21 protein-coding genes are annotated in these 19,464 nt (G+C 66.9%); 16 read left to right on the top strand and 5 right to left on the bottom strand.

Translation table 11 applies throughout. The features are described from left to right. Window positions 1–156 precede the first annotated feature (156 nt). Window positions 157–1,512, top strand: coding sequence for an ammonium transporter (locus P3H15_RS30160; protein ID WP_276140579.1), 1,356 nt, complete (start codon window positions 157–159; stop codon window positions 1,510–1,512). A 69-nt stretch (window positions 1,513–1,581) separates the two neighbouring features. Here the strand turns inward: P3H15_RS30160 and P3H15_RS30165 are convergent, their stop codons facing one another. Together P3H15_RS30165 and P3H15_RS30170 are read right to left on the bottom strand one after the other, a co-directional pair. Beyond that, window positions 1,582–2,169 carry a transcriptional regulator gene (locus tag P3H15_RS30165; protein ID WP_276140580.1) on the bottom strand — a complete coding sequence of 196 codons (588 nt, stop codon included), beginning with the start codon at window positions 2,167–2,169 and terminating at the stop codon, window positions 1,582–1,584. An 82-nt stretch (window positions 2,170–2,251) separates the two neighbouring features. After that, window positions 2,252–2,917: an XRE family transcriptional regulator gene (locus tag P3H15_RS30170; RefSeq protein WP_012689757.1), complete on the bottom strand. Its 666-nt coding sequence runs from the start codon at window positions 2,915–2,917 to the stop codon at window positions 2,252–2,254. A gap of 171 nt (window positions 2,918–3,088) precedes the next feature. Here P3H15_RS30170 and styD point away from each other — a divergent pair, with 171 nt between their 5' ends. From styD to P3H15_RS30210, 8 genes are all read left to right on the top strand, one after another. Then, window positions 3,089–4,576: a phenylacetaldehyde dehydrogenase StyD gene (gene styD / locus P3H15_RS30175; protein ID WP_276140581.1), complete on the top strand. Its 1,488-nt coding sequence runs from the start codon at window positions 3,089–3,091 to the stop codon at window positions 4,574–4,576. A gap of 40 nt (window positions 4,577–4,616) precedes the next feature. Next, on the top strand, window positions 4,617–5,732 hold the full coding sequence (locus tag P3H15_RS30180; RefSeq protein ID WP_009475608.1) for an NDMA-dependent alcohol dehydrogenase: 1,116 nt from the start codon (window positions 4,617–4,619) through the stop codon (window positions 5,730–5,732). A 65-nt stretch (window positions 5,733–5,797) separates the two neighbouring features. Further along, entirely contained in the window at window positions 5,798–6,118 is a 321-nt protein-coding gene (locus tag P3H15_RS30185; RefSeq protein WP_276140582.1) for a multidrug efflux SMR transporter, read from the top strand. A gap of 52 nt (window positions 6,119–6,170) precedes the next feature. Beyond that, the gene (locus tag P3H15_RS30190; protein WP_087559832.1) at window positions 6,171–6,740 is read left to right on the top strand and encodes a TetR/AcrR family transcriptional regulator; all 570 of its coding nucleotides are present in this window, start codon (window positions 6,171–6,173) and stop codon (window positions 6,738–6,740) included. A 169-nt stretch (window positions 6,741–6,909) separates the two neighbouring features. Continuing rightward, window positions 6,910–8,868, top strand: a complete 1,959-nt coding sequence (locus P3H15_RS30195) for a primary-amine oxidase (RefSeq protein WP_276140583.1) — start codon at window positions 6,910–6,912, stop codon at window positions 8,866–8,868. Then, window positions 8,861–10,300: an APC family permease gene (locus P3H15_RS30200; RefSeq protein WP_276140584.1), complete on the top strand. Its 1,440-nt coding sequence runs from the start codon at window positions 8,861–8,863 to the stop codon at window positions 10,298–10,300. Before P3H15_RS30195 ends, P3H15_RS30200 begins: the two co-directional genes overlap by 8 nt. An 8-nt stretch (window positions 10,301–10,308) precedes the next feature. Continuing rightward, window positions 10,309–10,830, top strand: coding sequence for a DUF5134 domain-containing protein (locus P3H15_RS30205; RefSeq protein ID WP_276140585.1), 522 nt, complete (start codon window positions 10,309–10,311; stop codon window positions 10,828–10,830). Between the two features lie 14 nt (window positions 10,831–10,844). Beyond that, window positions 10,845–11,174, top strand: a complete 330-nt coding sequence (locus tag P3H15_RS30210; protein WP_276140632.1) for an amidohydrolase family protein — start codon at window positions 10,845–10,847, stop codon at window positions 11,172–11,174. A gap of 86 nt (window positions 11,175–11,260) precedes the next feature. On the opposite strand, the gene P3H15_RS30215 is transcribed toward P3H15_RS30210, so the two are convergent. Continuing rightward, window positions 11,261–12,403, bottom strand: a complete 1,143-nt coding sequence (locus P3H15_RS30215; RefSeq protein ID WP_276140586.1) for an RNA-guided endonuclease TnpB family protein — start codon at window positions 12,401–12,403, stop codon at window positions 11,261–11,263. Between the two features lie 66 nt (window positions 12,404–12,469). Here P3H15_RS30215 and P3H15_RS30220 point away from each other — a divergent pair, with 66 nt between their 5' ends. Next, window positions 12,470–12,640: an amidohydrolase family protein gene (locus tag P3H15_RS30220; protein WP_276140587.1), complete on the top strand. Its 171-nt coding sequence runs from the start codon at window positions 12,470–12,472 to the stop codon at window positions 12,638–12,640. 73 nt (window positions 12,641–12,713) lie between these two features. Here the strand turns inward: P3H15_RS30220 and P3H15_RS30225 are convergent, their stop codons facing one another. Then, window positions 12,714–12,983, bottom strand: a complete 270-nt coding sequence (locus P3H15_RS30225; RefSeq protein WP_276140588.1) for a hypothetical protein — start codon at window positions 12,981–12,983, stop codon at window positions 12,714–12,716. Window positions 12,984–13,080: 97 nt separating this feature from the next. Then, complete coding sequence (locus P3H15_RS30230) at window positions 13,081–14,586, bottom strand: PAS domain-containing sensor histidine kinase (RefSeq protein ID WP_276140589.1); 1,506 nt, start codon at window positions 14,584–14,586, stop codon at window positions 13,081–13,083. Between the two features lie 199 nt (window positions 14,587–14,785). Here P3H15_RS30230 and P3H15_RS30235 point away from each other — a divergent pair, with 199 nt between their 5' ends. Genes P3H15_RS30235 through P3H15_RS30260 form a run of 6 tightly spaced genes read left to right on the top strand, consistent with a single transcriptional unit; the run spans window position 14,786 to window position 19,421 of the window. Beyond that, a complete protein-coding gene (locus tag P3H15_RS30235) occupies window positions 14,786–15,949 on the top strand; it encodes an acyl-CoA dehydrogenase family protein (RefSeq protein WP_276140590.1) in 1,164 nt (387 codons plus the stop codon). Between the two features lie 43 nt (window positions 15,950–15,992). Then, entirely contained in the window at window positions 15,993–16,358 is a 366-nt protein-coding gene (locus P3H15_RS30240) for a hypothetical protein (RefSeq protein ID WP_087559840.1), read from the top strand. A gap of 5 nt (window positions 16,359–16,363) precedes the next feature. Next, window positions 16,364–16,864 carry a nuclear transport factor 2 family protein gene (locus P3H15_RS30245; protein WP_276140633.1) on the top strand — a complete coding sequence of 167 codons (501 nt, stop codon included), beginning with the start codon at window positions 16,364–16,366 and terminating at the stop codon, window positions 16,862–16,864. Then, the gene (locus P3H15_RS30250) at window positions 16,864–18,159 is read left to right on the top strand and encodes an aromatic ring-hydroxylating dioxygenase subunit alpha (RefSeq protein ID WP_276140591.1); all 1,296 of its coding nucleotides are present in this window, start codon (window positions 16,864–16,866) and stop codon (window positions 18,157–18,159) included. The genes P3H15_RS30245 and P3H15_RS30250 overlap by 1 nt, the downstream gene beginning before the upstream one ends. Continuing rightward, a complete protein-coding gene (locus tag P3H15_RS30255; RefSeq protein ID WP_276140592.1) occupies window positions 18,149–18,652 on the top strand; it encodes an aromatic-ring-hydroxylating dioxygenase subunit beta in 504 nt (167 codons plus the stop codon). The genes P3H15_RS30250 and P3H15_RS30255 overlap by 11 nt, the downstream gene beginning before the upstream one ends. Window positions 18,653–18,680: 28 nt before the next feature. Further along, on the top strand, window positions 18,681–19,421 hold the full coding sequence (locus tag P3H15_RS30260) for an SDR family NAD(P)-dependent oxidoreductase (RefSeq protein WP_276140593.1): 741 nt from the start codon (window positions 18,681–18,683) through the stop codon (window positions 19,419–19,421). Window positions 19,422–19,464: the final 43 nt, after the last annotated feature.

The following is a 19,464-nucleotide window of genomic DNA, read 5'->3' on the forward strand; positions in this document are numbered from 1 at the left end:
CTAATACGATACTTTGTTTCTTGGATCCATACTTAACGCATTCGTCACGCAACGCACTATTCTCGCAATCTGCGCTTTGGTTCACTGACGATAGACATTGATTCCCATCGGCGGACACTGCGAGTGTCCCGCCATCCTCGATCAAGGTGGACGACTATGAACGAAGCAGTCGCTGCGGCCGACACCGCCTGGATTCTGGCGGCCTTCACGGCGGTGAGCCTGATGGTGCCGGGCCTGGCCATGTTCTACGGCGGGATGGTCAGCGTGCGCAACACGCTCAACATGGCCATGATGACGTTCGGCGCGTTCGCCGTCGTCGGCGTGCTGTGGATCGTGTTCGGCTACTCGGCCGTGCTCGGCAATTCCCTCGGCGGCCTCGGCCTCCTGGGCGACCCGCTCGAGTTCTTCGGCTCCAGTGCACTGCTGGACGCCCCCGCCGAACCCGGACTGCCACCCGCGCTGGTCTCCGGATTCCAGCTGTTGTTCGCCGGCATCACCGTGGCCCTCATCTCGGGCGCACTGGCCGACCGGATGAAGTTCGGCGCGTGGATGCTGTTCGCCGGACTGTGGGCAACATTCGTCTACTTCCCCGTCGCCCACTGGGTCTTCGCGTTCGACTCGGAGGACGGATCGGTGATCGGTGGATGGATCGCCAACACCCTCGGCGCCATCGACTTCGCCGGAGGCACGGCAGTGCACATCAATGCCGGCGTTGCCGCCCTCGCCGTCGTCCTGGTTCTCGGGGCCCGCAAGACGTTCCCCGTCTCGCCGCGCCCGCACAGCCTTCCCCTGACCATGCTCGGCGCCGGCATCCTGCTGTTCGGCTGGTTCGGGTTCAACGGCGGTTCGGCACTGTCCGCCGGCAACAGCGCGTCCGTCGTCATCCTCAACACCGTCGCCGCGGCATGCGCAGGCATCTGCGCGTGGCTGGCCGTCGAGAAGCTGCGAGAAGGCCGGGCCACGTCGCTCGGCGCGGCATCCGGACTGATCGCCGCCCTGGTCGCCATCACGCCCGCCTGCGGCGCCGTCTCGCCCCTCGGCGCACTGGTCGTCGGAGCCGCGGCCGGCGCGGTCTGCTGCTTCGCGGTCTCCTGGAAGTACCGGCTCGGCTACGACGACGCGCTCGACGTCGTCGGCGTGCACCTGGTCGGCGGCATCCTCGGCACCGTCCTGATCGGGTTCCTCGCGGATCCGGCCGCACCCAACGGCGCAGCGGGACTCCTGTACGGCGGCGGCTTCGACGTGCTGTGGCGCCAATGTGTCGCCGTGGCGGCCGTTCTCGCCTACTGCTTCGTCGTCACCCTGGTGATCGCCGTGGCACTGAAGAAGTTCATGGGCATCCGGGCCGACCAGGACAGCGAATACGACGGCCTCGACGTATCCGTCCACGGTGAGACCGCCTACGTGCTCGACGCCGTCGGCCTCACCGGTGCATCCAAGCACGGCGCGGACGCGGTGCTCGGTGCGGAAGCCATCACCGCGGAAGCGGTGGGAGACCCCGCGAAGGCCTGATCCAGCGCCGCACACAGACCGGGCCCTGTCCGCAGCATTCCGCGGGCAGGGCCCTGCCTTCGTCGCCGACTACGTCAGGCTCTGAGCCAGACTCCGAAGCCGATCGCTGTAGTTGTTCGGCTGGGCGGACAGGAACTGGGTCAGCACGATTCGATCGAATTCCTCCATCGCGGCCGAATCACCGGTTATTGCTGCATGATTCGCGACTTCGTGTTCGAGCAGTTCGACCGCCTCACGCCACCCGCACACAGCGGGGCTGCCGAGTTCCATCTGCGGCTCGAATCGTAGGGGTTGATCGAGTGGACTCCCGAGAATTTCCTGCAGGTGTTCCTCGAGGGTGCCGCGCGCCAGTCGGATGATCAGCTGAGACTGCCCTTCGTGCCACTCCATGCTTGCGGGGCGTCCCGGCGACAGAATCGACGCGACCGTCATGGTCGAGTCGAATTCTTCTGCACCACAGGTAATTCGGGCCGTTCCCGACAGCGGGATCTGAACGACGTAGAAGTCGCCGTGATCATCGGCGTTCATCCGCGCATCGGTGCCGTAATCGAAATAGTAGAGCCCGATCGCGCCCGCGGTGGCCAGGCTGACCGGCTCGGCGGGATCGAAGGGCAGCGCCGCTTTTCCGCCGGACGCTATCTGAACTGTCGCCAACATTGCTACCACGACCTTTCGAACCACCCGCCACTCTACGCCCGGCACACGGCGTGGAGGAAGGACGAAATCGCGGTCGGCGGAGTCACTCCTCGTGATGGTCCGGGTACGCGGTGACGGCGAGGAACCGGATGGGCAACCGCACGAGGTCGTTGGGACCGTGCAGGCCCTCGCCGTCGAGGAGCAGCGAGTCGCCCGGTCGCAGCGTGTACTCGGCCTCGCCGTGCCCGTAGACCATGACGCCCTCGAGCATGTAGAGCAGTTCGGTGCCCGCGTGCTGGAACAGCGGAAACGTCTCGCTGGCGTCGGTGAGCGTGACCAGCACCGGTTCGAGTCGCTTGTGCTGCCCGCGCAGGGCGCCGAGGAGTTCGTAGTGGTGCCCCACCCGGGTGCCGCGTCCGACGATGACCGCACCGTGGCCCGCCTCGACGTATACAGCGTCGCGGGCGGTGTCGGCACCCCGGAACAGGGAGGTCACCGGCACGTCGAGTCCGGCGGCGAGCCGCGCCAGCGTCGACAGGCTGCACGAGGTCTGCGAGTTCTCGATCTTCGACAGCATCGCCTTGGAGATCCCGACCTTGGCCGCCATGTCCCCGACGGACAGCCCGCTGGCCTTGCGGAGCGCCCGGACCTGCCTGGCGATCACCTTCTCGAGATCGGGCCCGGTCGGCGTGTCGGACGGCACCTCCCGCTCGACGGGCGCGGGGTCTCCCGTGTCGCGGTGAACCTCGGTCTCGGGTCGAGTCGTCACGTCCGCATCGTAACAGCGCTGTTTACTGTCAGGAAACCACGACTCAGCGGCCCCGGTCGGCGAATCGGTGCGCATACGAGCAACAACCATGCGCGTGCGTGCAAGACGACGCCACCCCCTCGCCCGCATGCTTGTGACAACCATCACAACACCACCGGGAGAGTTGACGCCATGACCGCAGTACACGAGAACGTCAGTGCCACAGGGCTTCCTGATGGAACCGCCACGCAGCTGTTCATCGGCGGGCAGTGGCGTCCGGCCTCGGACGGCGGAACGTTCACGGACCTGAACCCGGCCACCGGACGCCCGCTCGTCGACGTGTCCGCCGGAACCGGGCAGGACATCGACGACGCCGTCGCCGCGGCGCGGTCGCAGCTGAACGGTGAATGGGGATCACTGCCCGGCGCCGCCCGCGGACGGATCCTGAACAAGGTCGCCGATCTCATCGAGCGCGACGGCGAGATCCTCGCCCGGCTCGAGGCCCTCGACGTCGGCAAGCCCGTCGGCCAGCCCACCATGCTCGACATCCCGATGGCCGCGGGCACGTTCCGGCACTTCGCCGGCTGGGCCGACAAGATCACCGGCCAGTCCATCCCGACCGCCGGCTACTTCGGTCAGCCCACCCACTCGTACACCGTCCGCGAACCGGTCGGCGTGATCGGCGCGATCGTCCCGTGGAACACCCCGCTGATGATCTCGGCGTGGAAGATCGCCCCGGCACTGGCCGCCGGGAACACCCTGGTGGTGAAGCCGCCGGAGGACGCACCGCTGTCGATCCTGCACCTCGCGACGCTGCTCGAGGAGGCCGGACTGCCCGCGGGCACCGTCAACGTCGTGCCCGGCCTCGGCGAGATCGCCGGCGACGCACTCGCCGCCCACCCCGGCGTCGACAAGATCAGCTTCACCGGCAGCCCCCGCGTCGGCCGGATCATCGCCAAGCGCGCCGCCGACACGTTCAAGCGCACCACCCTCGAACTCGGCGGCAAGTCCCCGCAGATCATCCTCCCGGACGCCGACCTCGAGGCCGCCATCAACGGCACCGCCATGGGACTGTTCTTCAACCAGGGCGAGGTCTGCGCCGCGGGCACCCGCATCCTGGTGCACCGGTCGCTGTACTCGCAGGTCGTCGACGGTCTCGCCGCCGCCGCGTCCGCCCAGGTCCTCGGCGACCCGTTCGACCCGGCCACCACCATGGGAGCCCTGGTCAACGCGAAGCAGCGCGACACCGTCCTCGACTACATCGCGGCCGGACGCAGCGAGGGCGCCCGGGTCGCCGCCGGCGGTGGCCGCCCGGACGGGGACGGGTTCTTCGTCCAGCCGACCATCTTCGCGGACGCGAACAACGACATGAAGATCGCGCGGGAGGAGATCTTCGGACCCGTCGGCACCGTCATCGCGTTCGACACCACCGACGAGGCGATCGCGATCGCCAACGCCACCGATTACGGGCTCGCCGCCTCGATCTGGACGCGCGACGTCTCCCACGCCCACACCCTCGCCGGCAAGGTCCGGGCCGGAGCGGTCGCGGTGAACGGCTGGGCACCCATCGATCCCGCCCTGCCCTGGGGCGGCATGAAGACCAGCGGCACCGGACGCGAACTCGGCTGGGCCGGAATCGAAGCCAACACCGAGGAGAAGGTCGTCACCATCATTCTCTGATCCCGTACACCATCGACGTCGTCGGACAGGAGCAGGAAACATGAAGACCCAGGCCGCTGTGTTGTGGGAGCCCGGTCAGCCGTGGCAGATCGAAGAACTGGAACTCGACCCGCCGAAGCACGGGGAGGTGCTGCTGCAGTTGGCGGCGTCGGGGATGTGCCATTCGGACGAACACGTCCGGGACGGCAGCCTGCCGCTCGAGTACTACCCGTTCATCGGTGGACACGAGGGCGCCGGTGTCGTGCTCGAGGTCGGACCGGGGGTCACCAGCGTCGAGAAGGGCGATCACGTCGCACTCGGATTCATCCCCGCGTGCGGGCGGTGCCGGCAGTGCGCGACCGGACAGTCCAGCATCTGCGACCTGGGTGCTCACCTGCTCGAAGGATGGCAGATCTCGGACGGCACGGCGCGCCACCACGTGCGCGGCAAGGACGCTGCCATCCAGTGCCTGATCGGGACGTTCTCGCCGTACACGGTGGTCAACGAGGCCTCCTGCGTGAAGATCACGAAGGACATTCCGCTCGACAAGGCGGCGCTGGTCGGCTGCGGCGTCACGACCGGCTGGGGGTCGTCGGTGTACGCGGCCGGCGTCCAGGCCGGTGAGACCGTCGTCGTGATCGGCATGGGCGGCGTCGGCTGCGGGGCGGTTCAGGGCGCGGCGCTCGCCGGTGCCCGGCACGTCGTGGTCGTCGACCCCTCGGAGTTCAAGCGGGAACAGGCCAAGATCTTCGGCGCGACCCACACCGCGGCGAGCATCGACGAGGCGCTCCCCCTCCTCCAGGACCTGACGTGGGGCCAACTCGCCGACAAGGTGCTCATCACCGTCGCGAATGCCAGTGGCCGCATCATCGCTCCGGCGATGAGCCTGGTGGCGAAGGGCGGCACGTGCGTCCACGTGTCGGTCGGCGACGTCACGCAGAACGACGTCGACCTGAACCTGTTCGATCTGACGGCGATGCGCAAGACGCTCAAGGGCGCGTGGTTCGGGAACGCGAACATCCGGTTCGACATCCCTCATCTGCTCCGCCTGTACATGGAGGGTCAGCTGAAGCTCGACGAGATGATCACGAGGACATACACACTCGACCAGATCAACGACGGCTACGAGGCGATGCGGAAGGCCGAGAACGTCCGCGGCGTCATCATGTACTCGTAGACGGCACCGCCGGGAGCGGTGGGGCGCTGCACGCCTCACCGCTCCCGGCATGGTTCCCTGTCTCCATGCCGTACGTGTTCCTGCTCGCCGCGATCGCCGCCGAGGTGTTCGGCACGAGCCTGCTGAAGTCCACCGAGGGGTTCACCCGGCTGTGGCCGACGGTCGGGTGCCTGGCCGGGTACGTCCTCGCGTTCCTGTTCCTGTCGCAGGCGGTCAAGACGGTGCCGGTCGGGATCGCCTACGCCATGTGGTCGGGGCTCGGGACGGCGGCGATCGTCGCGATCGGGGCCGCATTCCTCGGTGAACCGCTGACCGCGACGAAGATCTTCGGACTCGGTCTCGTCGTCTCCGGAGTGGTCGTGCTCAATCTCGGCGGAGCTCATTGATACCGTGGTCGCATGATCGCTGGTGGAGCAGGTACACGTCGTGCCTAAGCTCGTGGATCACGACGAGCGTCGGCGAAGCATCACCGCCGCCGCCTGGCGGCTGATCGCCGCCCGCGGTATCGAGGCCGCGAACATGCGCGACATCGCCACCGAGGCCGGGTACACCAACGGCGCCCTGAGCCACTACTTCGCCGGCAAGGACGAGATCCTCCGGACGTCGTACGAGCACATCTCCGAGGCCACCGATCGCCGGATCACCGAGGCGCTCGGCGACGCGACCGGCCTCGACGCCCTGCGCATCCTGTGCCGCGAGGTGATGCCGATCAACGAGGAGAAACTCCTCGAGGCCCGGATCGCCGCCTCCCTGTGGCCGCGGGCCATGTACGACGAGCAGATGGCCGCGACCAACCGGCGGACGATGGACCGCTGGCGCGAGCAGATGGCGATCTTCCTCGAGCAGGCCCGCGAGGAGGGCACCGTCGGCGACATCGACGTCACCATCGTCGTCGAGCAACTGCTCAACATGATGATGGGCATGCAGATTCTGGGTGTCCTCACGCCGGGCGAGACGTCGTCGGAGCGTCAGCTGGAGATGCTCGAGCGGTTCGTCACCACTCTCTGACTTTTCGTACGCTCGTCCAATTCCGTTGCTGCGGAATCCGTTCGCGCACCTTTGACCGGACGCCCAGTATGTCCTGGTCGGAAACTCACTGTTTACACGAGGGCACCTCGGCTGTAACGTACGTCACTAAGCTTTTTATTCGACACCCGTAGAACCAAAGGATCGCGACATGCCCACCCTTTCCCCTGCGCGTATCGACCACCCGCTGTCGCTGCCGACCGTCGAAGAGATCGCATCGCTCCGCGAGATCCTCGAGGCCGCCGACGCGCTGACCGAGCAGACGAGATTCGTCTACGTCGGCCTCGAGGAACCGGACAAGTCGACGCTGTACCCGGCCGAGACCAACGAGACCGATCGCCGATTCCGCGTTCTGCTGCACGACATCTCGTCCCCGAACGCCGTGGACGTCGTGGTGTCCGTGACCCAGCGGTCGGTGATCAGCTCGGTCACCCTCGACGCCACCCGGGACGGTCAGATGCCGGTCCTGGACGAGGAATTCGAACTCGTCGAGCAGGTGCTGTCCGCCGACGAACGCTGGCTCGCCGCCCTTGCCGCCCGCGGACTCGACGTCGCCGACGTCCGGGTCGCTCCCCTCTCGGCCGGCGTCTTCGACTACCCCGGCGAGACCGGCAAGCGGATCCTCCGCGGGCTCGCGTTCCGCCAGGACCACCCGAAGGACCACGCCTGGGCCCACCCGATCGACGGGCTCGTCGGCTTCGTCGACGTCATGAACCGGACCGTCACCGACGTTCTCGACCTCGGCGCCGTCCCGATCCCCGAGGAGTCGGGCAACTTCGACGACCTCGCCGTCACCGGCCCGCTGCGCACCACCCAGAAGCCCATCGAGATCACCCAGCCCGAGGGCCCCAGCTTCGTCGTCGACGGCAACCGCGTCGACTGGGAGAAGTGGTCGTTCCGCGTCGGCTTCGACGCCCGCGAGGGTCTCGTCCTCCATCAGCTCGGATTCGCCGACGGCGACGACATCCGCCCGATCATCCACCGCGCGTCCATCGCCGAGATGGTCGTGCCCTACGGCGACCCCTCGCCGGTCCGGTCGTGGCAGAACTACTTCGACACCGGCGAGTACATGGTGGGCCGCTACGCGAACGCCCTCGAACTCGGTTGCGACTGCGTCGGCGACATCACGTACTTCGACGCCGTCATCGCCGACGAGTTCGGCAGCCCCAAGACGCTGAAGAACGCGGTGTGCATGCACGAGGAAGACTTCGGCGTGCTGTGGAAGCACACCGACCTGTGGGCCGGCTCGGCCGAGACCCGCCGCCAGCGCCGCCTGGTCGTCTCCTTCTTCACCACGATCGGCAACTACGACTACGGATTCTTCTGGTACCTCTACCTCGACGGCACCATCGAGTTCGAGGTCAAGGCCACCGGCGTCGTCTTCACGTCGGGTCACCCGGGCGGCGACTACCCGTACGCCTCGGAGATCGCGCCCGGCCTCGGCGCCCCGTACCACCAGCACCTGTTCAGCGCCCGCCTCGACATGATGATCGACGGCGACCGCAACTCCGTCGAGGAGGTGCAGACCAAGCGGGTGAAGATGGGCCCCGGGAACCTGCACGGCAATGCGTTCACCCTCGAGCGCACACCGCTGACAAAGGAATCCGAGGCGCAGCGCCTCGCGGACAACAGCGTCGGACGCGTGTGGCACATCAGCAACCCGAACAAGCTGAACCGTCTGGGCAAGCCGGTGGCGTACGCACTGCACCCGGAGGGGCAACCGATCCTGCTGGCCGACGACGACTCCTCGATCGCGGCGCGGGCGACGTTCGCCACCAAGCACCTGTGGGTCACCCAGTTCGACGAGAAGGAACGGTACGCGGCAGGCGATTTCGTGAACCAGCACGCCGGCGGCGCCGGACTGCCCAGCTTCGTGGCCGGCGACCGCGATCTGGAGAACGAGGACCTCGTCGTGTGGCACACGTTCGGTCTCACCCACTTCCCGCGCCCGGAGGACTGGCCGATCATGCCCGTCGACTACACCGGATTCACGTTGAAGCCCAACGGCTTCTTCGACCGCAACCCCTCTCTCGACGTGCCCCGCACGACGTCGAAGCACTGCTCGACCGGAGGCAGCAGCTGCCACTCGGACGGAGACACTCATGCCTGACACCACCACGGGTTCCGGACCCGGCAAGCTGCGCGGATCCATCGGCGTCGTCGGGATCGTCTTCCTCGTCATCGCCGCCGCCGCTCCCCTCACGGCGATCGGCGGCGCCCTGCCCGTCATGATCGCGATCGGCAACGGCGCGGGCGCCCCGACGGCCTACCTCATCGCCGCGCTGGTGCTGCTCGTGTTCAGCGTCGGATACGCGGCGATGAGCAGCCACATGGTCGACACCGGCGCGTTCTACGCCTACGTCGCCAAGGGTCTCGGCGAATCCTGCGGACTCGGGGCGGCCGGTCTCGCGTTGCTGACGTACACCGCCATCCAGGCCGCCGTGTACGGCCTGGCCGCCGCGACCATTCAGGGCCTCGTGGTCCAGTACGGCGGACCCGACCTGCCCTGGTGGATGTGGGCGCTGGTCCTCATCGCGCTGGTGGCCGTGCTGGGGTACCGCAGCATCGATCTGGGCGCCAAGGTGCTCGGCGTTCTCCTCGTCCTCGAGATCGGCATCATCCTCGCGCTGTCGTTCGGCGTCCTGGTGCGGGGCGGGGCCGCGGGCATCGACTTCGCGTCCTTCACCCCGACGTCGTTCTTCAGCGGATCACCGGGTGTCGCACTGATGTTCGCGATCGCGTCGTTCATCGGCTTCGAGGCGACCGCGATCTACGGCGAGGAGGCCCGCAACCCCCGGCGCACGATCCCGATCGCGACGTACGCCGCCGTCATCGTCATCGGACTGGTGTACGCGCTGGCCAGCTGGGCCGTGGTGCTCGCGTTCGGCAGCGACAACGTGTCCGACGCGGCCGCCGCCGACCCCGCCGGGCTGACGTTCGCCGCGGCCGCGCACTTCCTGGGCGGCCCGGCTGCCGACGTCATGGCGATCATGCTCGTCACCAGCCTGTTCGCCGCGCTGCTGGCGTTCCACAACGCCATCTCCCGGTACGTGTTCGCCCTGGCCCGCAAGGGCGCGGCGCCGCGCGCACTCGCCCGTACCCATTCCGAGCACGGTTCCCCGCACGTCGGCTCGATCGCCCAGACGATCTCCGCGACGGTGGTCGTCGGGGTGTTCGCACTCGCAGGCGCAGACCCGGTGCTGCAACTGTTCACTTGGATGGCGGGTCTGGCCACGGTGAGCATTCTGGTGCTGATGGTGCTCACCAGCGTCGCGATCATCGCGTTCTTCGCCCGCACCCGGCTGGACACCCGGCTCTGGCACACCCGTGTCGCCCCGGTGCTCGGATGCGTGGGCCTGGTGGCCGTCACCGGGTTGGTGCTCGACAACTTCACCACGCTGATCGGCGGGTCGGAACTGCTCGCGGACATCTTGCTCGCCGTCATCGCGCTGTTCTTCGTCGCCGGCCTGGTCGTCGCCCGGGTCACCCGGCAGAGCCGGGCGGACATCGGGCAGCACCGCGAACTCACTCCCACGATCTGAGTCCGACGATGCTCGAGATCCCTGCCGTGCACGCGGCGATGTTCGTCGGAGCGGTCGGGGCCCTCGTCCCGATGTGGCGATCGCACGGAACCGACTGCCGGGTCCGGATCGCGCACGGTGCGATGGCGCTGTCCATGGTCGCGATGATGATCCCCGGTGTGCCGGCAGGGATTCACCTCCTGGAGGGCGTGGTCCTCATCGCGCTCGCCGTGTTCGTCACCGGCGAGACCATGCACCGCCGGACCGCGGTTCCCTGCGCGGTCGATCTCACGGCGATGGGGGTGCTGCTGCTTCTGGCGCCGATGTCCGCTCCCGCCCCGGTGGGAGCGGCGCCGGCACCCTCCGGCCACCATCACGGCGGCGCAGGAATCTCGACAGGCTGGCTTCCCCTCGCCGTGCTCCTGTGCTGGGCACTGTTGACGCTGTATCTCTTCCGCTCCACCCCGCGCCGCGAGCGCCGCTCCGGCGTCAAGACCGCGGCGGCGGGTTCCGCACTGATGATCCTGGGCATGGCCCCGATGGCCGTCTGACCGCCCTGAAGCGGCTGGCCGAGAACGGCATCGGCGTCAACATGAACCCGACGATCAAGTGGACGATCGCCGACCTGGAGGTCGGGGTGGTCGGGACCGAACGTGCCGCCTATGAATGGCCGTATCGCAGCGCCGTCGAATCCGGGGTGCACCTGATGAGCAGTTCCGATGCACCGGTCACATCACCCGATTGGCGCCAGGGCATCTCGACGATGATCCTGCGGGAGAGCAAGGCCAGCGGCGCGGTGAGCGGACCCGACCAGACCATCGGGCTCGCCGACGCCGTCCGGACCTACACCATCAACGCGGCGTGGCAGGACTTCGCCGAGGACTGGAAGGGTTGACTTCCTCTCGGCCGTGAACGACCGAGATTGCCCTCGGGGCTCACGTCCCGAGGTTCCTGTTTCACCGACAGTCGCCGCCCCGCACGTCATGTGCGGGGTGGTCTCACACCGTCTCCGCAGGCTGCCACCGCCAGTCCGACGGCCAAAATGTTCTTCGCCGCGTTCACATCCCGATCATGGACCGCGCCGCATCGGCACGCCCACTCCCGCACGTCCAGCGGCATCGCCGAGACGACCTCCCCACATACCGAGCAGGTCTTCGACGACGGACAGAACCGGTCGATCGCCACCACCCGCCGCCCGTACCAGACGGCCTTGTACTCGAGCATCGACCGGAACTCCGACCAACCCGCATCCGAGATCGCCCGAGACAACGACCGATTCTTCACCATATTCCGCACACTCAGATCCTCGATGGCGATCACTTGGTTTTCGCGCACCAGTCGAGTGGAGAGTGTGTGCAGATAATCGCGCCGCCGATCGGCGATCCGACCATGAATCTTCGCGACCTTCAGTCGGGCCTTGGCCCGGTTCCGGGACCCTTTCTCCTTCTTGGCCAGCATCCGTTGCGCCTTCGCCAACCGCGCACGGTCCGTGCGCTCATGGCGCGGGTTGGTGATCTTCTCCCCCGTCGAGAGTGTGTACAGGCTGGTGATCCCGGCATCGAGCCCGACCACCCGATCGGTCGACGGGGGCTCGGTGATCGTGTCTTCGACGAGGATCGAAATATGGTACTGCCCGCGGGCGTTACGCGAGACCGTCACCTGCGACGGTACTGCCCCCTCCGGTAGCGGCCTCGACCACCGAATATCCAGCGGTTCGGACTGCTTGGCCAACCGGAGCTGCCCGCCGCGGTAGGTGAAGCAGTTCGAGTAGTAGGTCGCCGAATCCTTCGATTGGCCCTTCTTCTTGAATTGCGGGTAGCGGGTCTGCTTGCGCCAGAACTTCTCGAATGCGCCCTGCAACTGTCGCAGCGATTCCTGCAGCGGCCCCTTCGACGGCTCCGCCAACCACGCGGTCTCGGTGTCCCGTTTCCATCCGGTGAGCATCTTCGAGGTGTCCGCGTAGGTGATTCGCCGCTGTTCCTGCGACCAGGCCCGCGTCCGCTCGGCCAACGCCCGGTTGTAGACATACCGGGTGCACCCGAACGTCCGAGCAAGCTGTTCCGCCTGCACCGCAGTCGGATAGAAACGGTACTTGAACGCCCGCTTCACCATCCTCCCCACCATGACCCAGACAATAACCCCACAGTCCGACAGAAACAGATCGGCTATCCCGGCCCTGAAGGACCGGGTTTGCGCCGAAAGACTCACGGATCACTCACGGCCGGTAAGGTGGCCGACCTGTGCATCCTCGACGGCGACCTCGAGACCATCGATCCGCACGACATCCCCGCGATGCAGGTCGTCACGACCGTGCTGGGTGGGAAGGTCGTGTTCGAGCGCGTCACGGAGAGTGTCGCGTAGGCCCGACACCGCTACATCCGAACGGCCGGTTCACCATTGCTGTGGTGAACCGGCCGTTCGGCATCCGGGCACGTCACTGCGCCCAGGCCGCCTCGGCGATCCAGTACTCGCTGCCGTCGGCGCTGATTCCGCGTTGCCAATCGGTGGTCCGGCGCAGGTTCGGCTCGACGCGCGCGGTGGCCGCGTCGGCGCCGTCCGGCCCGTCCTCCCTCACCTGCCAGTGCACCCAGTTCACTTCGTTGCCGTGCTCGTCGTGCACGAACAGGTCGACGTGATGCCAGCCGTAGCGGTGGGTGTCGGCGTAACAGGTCAGGAATGTGCGATGGTGATGCGAATAGTCCACGAGGTACCTCCGGGGCCGCGGTGGTTTTCCCATAACGCTAGAACCGGATCGTGCTCAACGGAATCCAAGAAACCTTTACCCTGTGAGTGTTGGTCGCTCAGCGGCTCGGGTCGACCGGCAGCGTGAACGTGAACACCGCCCCGTGCGGATCGTTCTCGCGTGCAGTGATCGTCCCGCCCTGGCGGGTGATGATTCGGTGGCTCAGCGCAAGTCCGATGCCGTGGCCCGTGGATTTCGACGTGAACGCGCCGTCGAAGATTCGGCCGTCCGGGACGTGCGAGAGACCCTTGCCGTGGTCCTCGACGCTGACGACGCCCTCCGTCTCGGTGACCTCGGTGCGCACCGTCACGATGCGGTCGGCGGCCGGCCACTCCGCCATCTCGTCGATGGCGTTGAAACACAGGTTCAGGATGACCTGCCCGGTGAGCACACGTTCGCACACGACGGCGACCGTGCCGTGCGCGCGGAGGTACTCGACGTGAACACCCTTCTGCCGCGCACGGATGTCGACGAAATACGCACATTCGTCCACGATGTCGTTGAGGTCGACGATCTGCTGGGACTCCTCGAGTTGTGTCACGTATTCGCGCAGGCTCCGGACGATCTGATTGGCCCGGTCGATCTGCTTGCGCGCCTCTCCGAGGCCCCAGCTCACCTCGTCGTGACTGCTGTGCCCGTCACCGAGGCGGCTCTGCGTTCCGGCGATGAAGTTGGTGGCGGCCGCGAGCGGCTGGGCCAACTCGTGCGCGATGGCCATGGCCATGTCGCCCATCGCGTTGTAGCGGGCCAGGTAGTTGAGGTACTGCGAGTCCCGTTCGTGCTCCTGTTCGGTGCGGACGTGCGCGGTGACGTCGTGAAAGAGCAGCAGGTGCCCGCTCAGATCATTCTCGATCGCGATGTGCTGGCAGCTTCCCGCGTGCCAGCGGCGCTCCTCGGACGTCAATTCCACCTCGTAGCGCAGGCTCTGGGAACCCCCGTCGGCGGTGGTCAGATCCAGGGCCCGGCGCACGCTCTCCCGTGACTGCCCCGCCCGGCAGAACTCCGTGAAGCGTTCGCCGACAAGCGATGCCACCGGGACCTTCAGGAGTTCCGACGCCGCCTCGCTCGCATACGTGATGCGGCTGTCGTCGTCGAGGACCAGGATGCCTTCGGCCATGTTCCGCAGGAACGCGGCCAGGCGGGCCTCGGTGCGGCTGAGATCGGCCTCGGTGCGCGTGAGGTCGCGGCGCATCGACGTCTCCTGCTCGATGTCGCGGAACTGCACCATCACCACGGTCCGGGCGCTCAGCTCGACCCGGATCGCGATCGCCTCCGTCAGGACCTCTCGCCCGCTCTTCGCGCGATACGCCCATTCGGTGACCGCTGCCCCGTTGTCGACGGCCTCCTGCAGCCACCGCCGTCCCACCGACCGGCGGTAGCGCTTCGCCGGGGAACTCATGTCGGGGGCCTTGAGCGGTTTGAGCTCCTCGACCGTGAACTCGAGCAGTTCCGACGCAGCCTTGTTGGCCCAGAGGATGTCCTTGGTCGCCGCATCGTGGACCAGGACGCAATAGCGGAGCGACTCGACGAGTTGTTCGTAGTCGGACGGCGCGAGTTCGGACAATGCGGCCTCCTTGGGCTCATGTCGAGTCTACTGAGCGTGCAGACCGCGGACACGATAGGGAAATCCTTTACTCCGAGGCGACATCTCTGCACGTGTGCGGGAGGAAGCACCGATTGAGTGATGCCCGCTACCGCAATAGCGTGAAACTCGACACGAAACACGCCACACCCCTTCTACTTCGCGTCGATCGGAGTATTTGATGACCACCACCGCACCGGCCCTCGACACGACGGACACCGCCGCGAACGGGACGCTGTCGTTCGAGGACGTCCTCGAGCACGTCGCATTGCGGCGAGAAGAGTTCGCCACACAGAAGTTCGTGCCTCGCGACATGATCGACGAGTTCAAGCAGGTCGGCATCTACCGCGCGGCGACCCCCCGCCGGTTCGGCGGCGACGCACTGCCCCCGAGCGAGTTTCTGCGGATGATCGAACGAATCTCCGCGGTGGACGCGTCGGCGGGCTGGGTCGCGAGTTTCGGCTCCGCCCTCGTCTACCTTGCGGCGCTGCCCCTCGCCACGCAGGCCGAGTTGTACAAGGACAGCCCCGACCTCGTCTTCGCCGGCGGCCTGTTTCCGGTGCAGCCCGTCGAACAGGTGCCGGGAGGCCTGAAGATCACCGGGCAGTGGAAGTTCGCCAGCGGATGCAAGGGCGCCGACATCCTCGGTGTGGGCATCCGCGGCGGCGACTCCACCGCGGGGAAGCCGCGCACCGCCCTGCTGTGGCCGAAGGACGTCGAGATCGTCGAGAACTGGGACGTGGTCGGTCTCTCGGGAACCGGCAGCCACGAACTGAAGGTCGACGGCGTCGTCGTGCCCGAGGACTGGACGTTCATCCGGGGCGGAACCCCCACCGTCGACGAACCCCTGTACCGCTATCCCTCCATCGCGTACGCCGCACAGGTGCTGGCCGTCGTCAATCTCGGAGTGGGCCGCGCCGCGCTCGACTACGCGATCAAGGTCGGCGCGGGACGCACCGGGATCACCGGAGCGCCCAAACTCGCCGACCGCGCCTACTACCGCATCGACCTGGCCAAGGCGGAGGCGACGCTGCGGTCCGCCCGCGCCTTCTTCTACGAGGTCACCGACGAGGCGTACGCCACGGTGGTCGCCGGCGATCCCGTCCCGGAAAAGCTTGCGGCACTTCTCCGCCTGTCCTCGACCCACGTCGCCAAGGCGGGAGCGTCCGCCGTGCACACTGCCTTCCAGTTGTCGGGCACCGGCGCCATCTACGACGGCAACGCCATGCAGCGGTACATGCGCGAGGCCCTGGTCCCGCCGCAGCACGCCTTCCTCGGCGACGGCATCTACGACAGCGCCGGTGCCGTGCTCATGGACATCCCGCCGTTCCCCGGCTTCATCTGAGCATCGTCCGCACCCCGACCACCGACCTTTCAGGAGTACAACCATGACCGCACCACTGAGAGTGCTGTTCTGCATCGGCATCAACCAGAACTTCTTCGACCTCCCGACCGGCCAGGGCGGCCTGGTGTGGAAGGCGTTCTCCGGGATGATGGACGCGCTGGCCGAGACGCCCGGCGTCCGGGTGATCGGGGACATCGACGACGACAGCCACATGGTCGGACCCTCGGACGGCTGGCCGTGGACGTGCTACATCCTCGCCGACGTCGACACCCAGGAAACCGTCAAAGACGTCTGCAATCTCTTCCGCACCACCACGGTCGGCGAGTACACGCTGTGGCGCTACGCAAAGATCGAAGCCCGCATCGGCCGCGCGCTCACCGTCCGCGAAGACGTCGACCTCGGCGTGTGAGCGACATGCACCGTGCGAGCGCGACCGAGCGCATCGAGAGGCGCGAGGCCGTTCACCGGGTGATCTGCCGCTACATGGAACTGTGTGACGTTCCGTCCGTGGAGTTCTCGGCCGAGGAACTCGGCTCCCTCTTCACACCCGACGCGGTGTGGGAAGGCGTCGGCAGCGACTACGCGCACAAATTCGGCAGGCGGCAGGGCCGCCGGGAGATCGTCGGAATGCTCACCGCGTACCTCCCACCGAACTCCCATTTCCGGGGAAATGCGCACCTGCTCGGCAACGAGCAGATCGACGTGGACGGACCCACGGCGCGGGGGCGGTGGGTCATGCAACAGCTGTCGCGGTACGAGGACGAATCGGCCGAACTGCTCGTCGCCCGCATCACCGCCGAGTGCGAAGTCCGGGACGGCACCGCCCGGATCAGCCACTTCACGACCGAGAAGCTGTTCGCCACCCGCCTCGACGAGGCACCGCGACTGCTCGAATCGAATGGAAAGAGAATGTGATGACCACTTCGCTGGATCCCACAGACACCGGTTTCACGGAAACCGACTTCGCGGATCTCGTCACCGACGACCGCGTGGATGGATCGCTGTACACCGACCCCGACATCTTCGAGGCCGAACTCGAGCGAATCTTCTACCGCACCTGGGTGTGGGTCGCCCACGAGAGCGAGATCCCCGAGGCCGGAAGCTACAAGATGGCGACCATCGGCAGGCAGCCGGTGATCGTCAACCGCGACCGCAAGGGCAACTTCAATGTCCTGCTCAACCGGTGCCGTCACCGCGGCGCCAGCGTCTGCGAGGTCCCCAAGGGCAAGGCGAACGGGTTCACCTGCCCGTATCACAGCTGGTCGTACGCCCTCGACGGGCGGCTGCGCGGAATCCCCTACCCCGACGGCTACGACGAGGACCTCGACAAGAAGGACCTCCCGCTGCAGAGCCTGCGGGTGGAGTCGTACGCGGGCATGATCTTCGCCAGCTTCAACCCCGACGTCGAGCCCCTCGACGACTTCCTCGGTGACGCGAAGGTGTGGATCGACCTGTTCATGAAGCAGGGCGCCGGCTACCCGATCAAGACCCAGGGCGAGCACTGCTTCCGCTTCCGCGGCAACTGGAAGATCCAGTTGGAGAACACCACCGACGGCTACCACTTCCCCATCGTGCACCGGTCCTGGATGTCGTCCGTCGACGCCGAAACCGCCGACATGCTCTCCTTCATGACCGACGACAACGCCGTCACACACGCGCTCGGCAACGGTCACAGCGTCGCCATCATGGTCCCGGAGCACGTCGACCTCGACCACGACGACGGCACCGAGAAGATTCAGGCCCGCTTCGACCACATCGTCGAGGAACTGTCGAAGACGATGCCCGCCGACCAGGTGCGCCGCATTGTCCGGTCCATGCACGGCGCCGGGTTCAACCTCAACATCTTCCCCAACGTTGCGATGTCGATGTCGTTCTTCCGGGTACTGCGCCCGATCGCGGTCGACGAGACCGAGATCCGGCACATCGCCCTCGGCATGGACGGCGGACCCGAGATCGTCAACCGCGAACGTCTCCGCATCCACGAACATTTCCAGGGCCCGTTCGGGTTCGGCAGCCCCGACGACTCCGAGGCCTGGGACCGGGTTCAGCGTGGCTCCCGCGGCGCACCCGGAATGCCGATCATGGTGAACCGCGGCCTGAATCGTGAAGCGCTCGACAGCGACGGGCACCGCACCTCGCACGTCACCGACGAAACCGGAATGCGCGAGGCCTACGCAATGTGGAAGAGGATGATGACCGATGAGCACTGACCTCCTGACGATCGCACTGTCCGACACCCGGGTGCTGCAGGCGATCGAACTCGTCTGGCACGAAGCGGCCCTGCTCGACGCAAAGGACTACCAGACCTGGGACGCCCTCTGGACCGACGAAGGCCGGTACGTCATACCCATCGACCCGGACACCGACGACTTCGACGGATCGCTGAACATGGTCAACGACGACACCCGGATGCGGCGCATGCGGATCGAACGCCTGACCTCCGGCTACTCGATGTCCGCGCTCGCCGCGGCCCGCACCGTCCGCACCGTCTCCCGCTTCACCGTCGAGGACCGCACCGAGGACTCGATCACGCTGAAGTCCGCGCAGATCCTCGTGGGTTTCAAGCGCGACGACCAGCAGACCCTCGCCGCCGACGTCACGCACCGCATCCGCTACACCGAGAGCGGGCCGCGGCTGGACCTGAAGGTCATCCGACTCGTCAACTCACAGGCCGCGGTCAACGCCTCCGGCTACCTCCTCTGACCCTTCCCTCCAGAAATAGGAGTTCGACATGGATCACGTCGCAGTAGTCACCGGCGCCGGACGCGGACTCGGCGCCGCCATCGCCCGCCTGTTGCACGACCGCGGATATCGCGTACTGGTCGCGGACATCGACGAGGCCGCCGCGAAAGAGACTGCGGTGAACCTGGATTCCTCCGGGAATACCGCCGTCGCCGCCGTCCTCGACGTTCGGAAGAAGTCCGACTTCGAGTCCCTGCGCGACCGCGTCGTCGACCTCTGGGGTGGGGCGGACGTTCTCGTCAACAATGCCGGTCGTTCCCAGACCGGCTTGCTGATGGACATTGCGCCGGAGGAATTCTCGGACATCGTCGAGATCAACCTCAATGGCGCGTTCCTCGGCTGCCAGGTGTTCGGAAGTCACTTCGCCGACCGCGGCTACGGCCGCATCGTCAACATCGCTTCGCTCGCCGGCCAGAACGGCGGCACGGCGACCGGGGCCCACTACGCGGCCGCGAAGGGTGGCGTCGGAACGTTGACCAAGGTCTTCGCCCGGGAACTCGCATCGTCGGGTGTCACCGTCAACGCGGTGTCGCCCGGACCGCTGGACCTGCCCGTAGTGCGCGAGACGGTGCCCGCCGACACACTCGCGGCCATTCTCACCACCATCCCGGTGGGCACCCTGGGGTCGCCCGAATTCATCGCCGAGACGGTCGCCCTCCTCGCGTCCCCGGCCGCCGCGTCGGTGACCGGAGCCTGCTGGGACGTCAACGGCGGCCTGTACATGCGCTGACCCCGCTCGAGGGCGACGGGTCGCAGCACCGGAGGAAGAATCA

This window comes from Rhodococcus sp. T2V (assembly GCF_029269925.1).
GTDB classification, from domain to species: domain Bacteria; phylum Actinomycetota; class Actinomycetes; order Mycobacteriales; family Mycobacteriaceae; genus Rhodococcus_F; species Rhodococcus_F koreensis.

Excerpts from the sequence above, each read along its gene's own strand:
- P3H15_RS30195 (WP_276140583.1), top strand. The coding sequence starts at position 6,910 with ATGCCCACCCTTTCCCCTGCGCGTATCGACCACCCGCTGTCGCTGCCG.
- P3H15_RS30255 (WP_276140592.1), top strand. The coding sequence starts at position 18,149 with ATGAGCACTGACCTCCTGACGATCGCACTGTCCGACACCCGGGTGCTG.
- P3H15_RS30235 (WP_276140590.1), top strand. The coding sequence starts at position 14,786 with ATGACCACCACCGCACCGGCCCTCGACACGACGGACACCGCCGCGAAC.
- P3H15_RS30245 (WP_276140633.1), top strand. The coding sequence starts at position 16,364 with ATGCACCGTGCGAGCGCGACCGAGCGCATCGAGAGGCGCGAGGCCGTT.
- P3H15_RS30260 (WP_276140593.1), top strand. The coding sequence starts at position 18,681 with ATGGATCACGTCGCAGTAGTCACCGGCGCCGGACGCGGACTCGGCGCC.
- P3H15_RS30250 (WP_276140591.1), top strand. The coding sequence starts at position 16,864 with ATGACCACTTCGCTGGATCCCACAGACACCGGTTTCACGGAAACCGAC.
- P3H15_RS30240 (WP_087559840.1), top strand. The coding sequence starts at position 15,993 with ATGACCGCACCACTGAGAGTGCTGTTCTGCATCGGCATCAACCAGAAC.
- styD (WP_276140581.1), top strand. The coding sequence starts at position 3,089 with ATGACCGCAGTACACGAGAACGTCAGTGCCACAGGGCTTCCTGATGGA.
- P3H15_RS30180 (WP_009475608.1), top strand. The coding sequence starts at position 4,617 with ATGAAGACCCAGGCCGCTGTGTTGTGGGAGCCCGGTCAGCCGTGGCAG.
- P3H15_RS30215 (WP_276140586.1), bottom strand. The coding sequence starts at position 12,403 with ATGGTGGGGAGGATGGTGAAGCGGGCGTTCAAGTACCGTTTCTATCCG.
- P3H15_RS30160 (WP_276140579.1), top strand. The coding sequence starts at position 157 with ATGAACGAAGCAGTCGCTGCGGCCGACACCGCCTGGATTCTGGCGGCC.
- P3H15_RS30205 (WP_276140585.1), top strand. The coding sequence starts at position 10,309 with ATGCTCGAGATCCCTGCCGTGCACGCGGCGATGTTCGTCGGAGCGGTC.
- P3H15_RS30185 (WP_276140582.1), top strand. The coding sequence starts at position 5,798 with ATGCCGTACGTGTTCCTGCTCGCCGCGATCGCCGCCGAGGTGTTCGGC.
- P3H15_RS30165 (WP_276140580.1), bottom strand. The coding sequence starts at position 2,169 with ATGTTGGCGACAGTTCAGATAGCGTCCGGCGGAAAAGCGGCGCTGCCC.
- P3H15_RS30200 (WP_276140584.1), top strand. The coding sequence starts at position 8,861 with ATGCCTGACACCACCACGGGTTCCGGACCCGGCAAGCTGCGCGGATCC.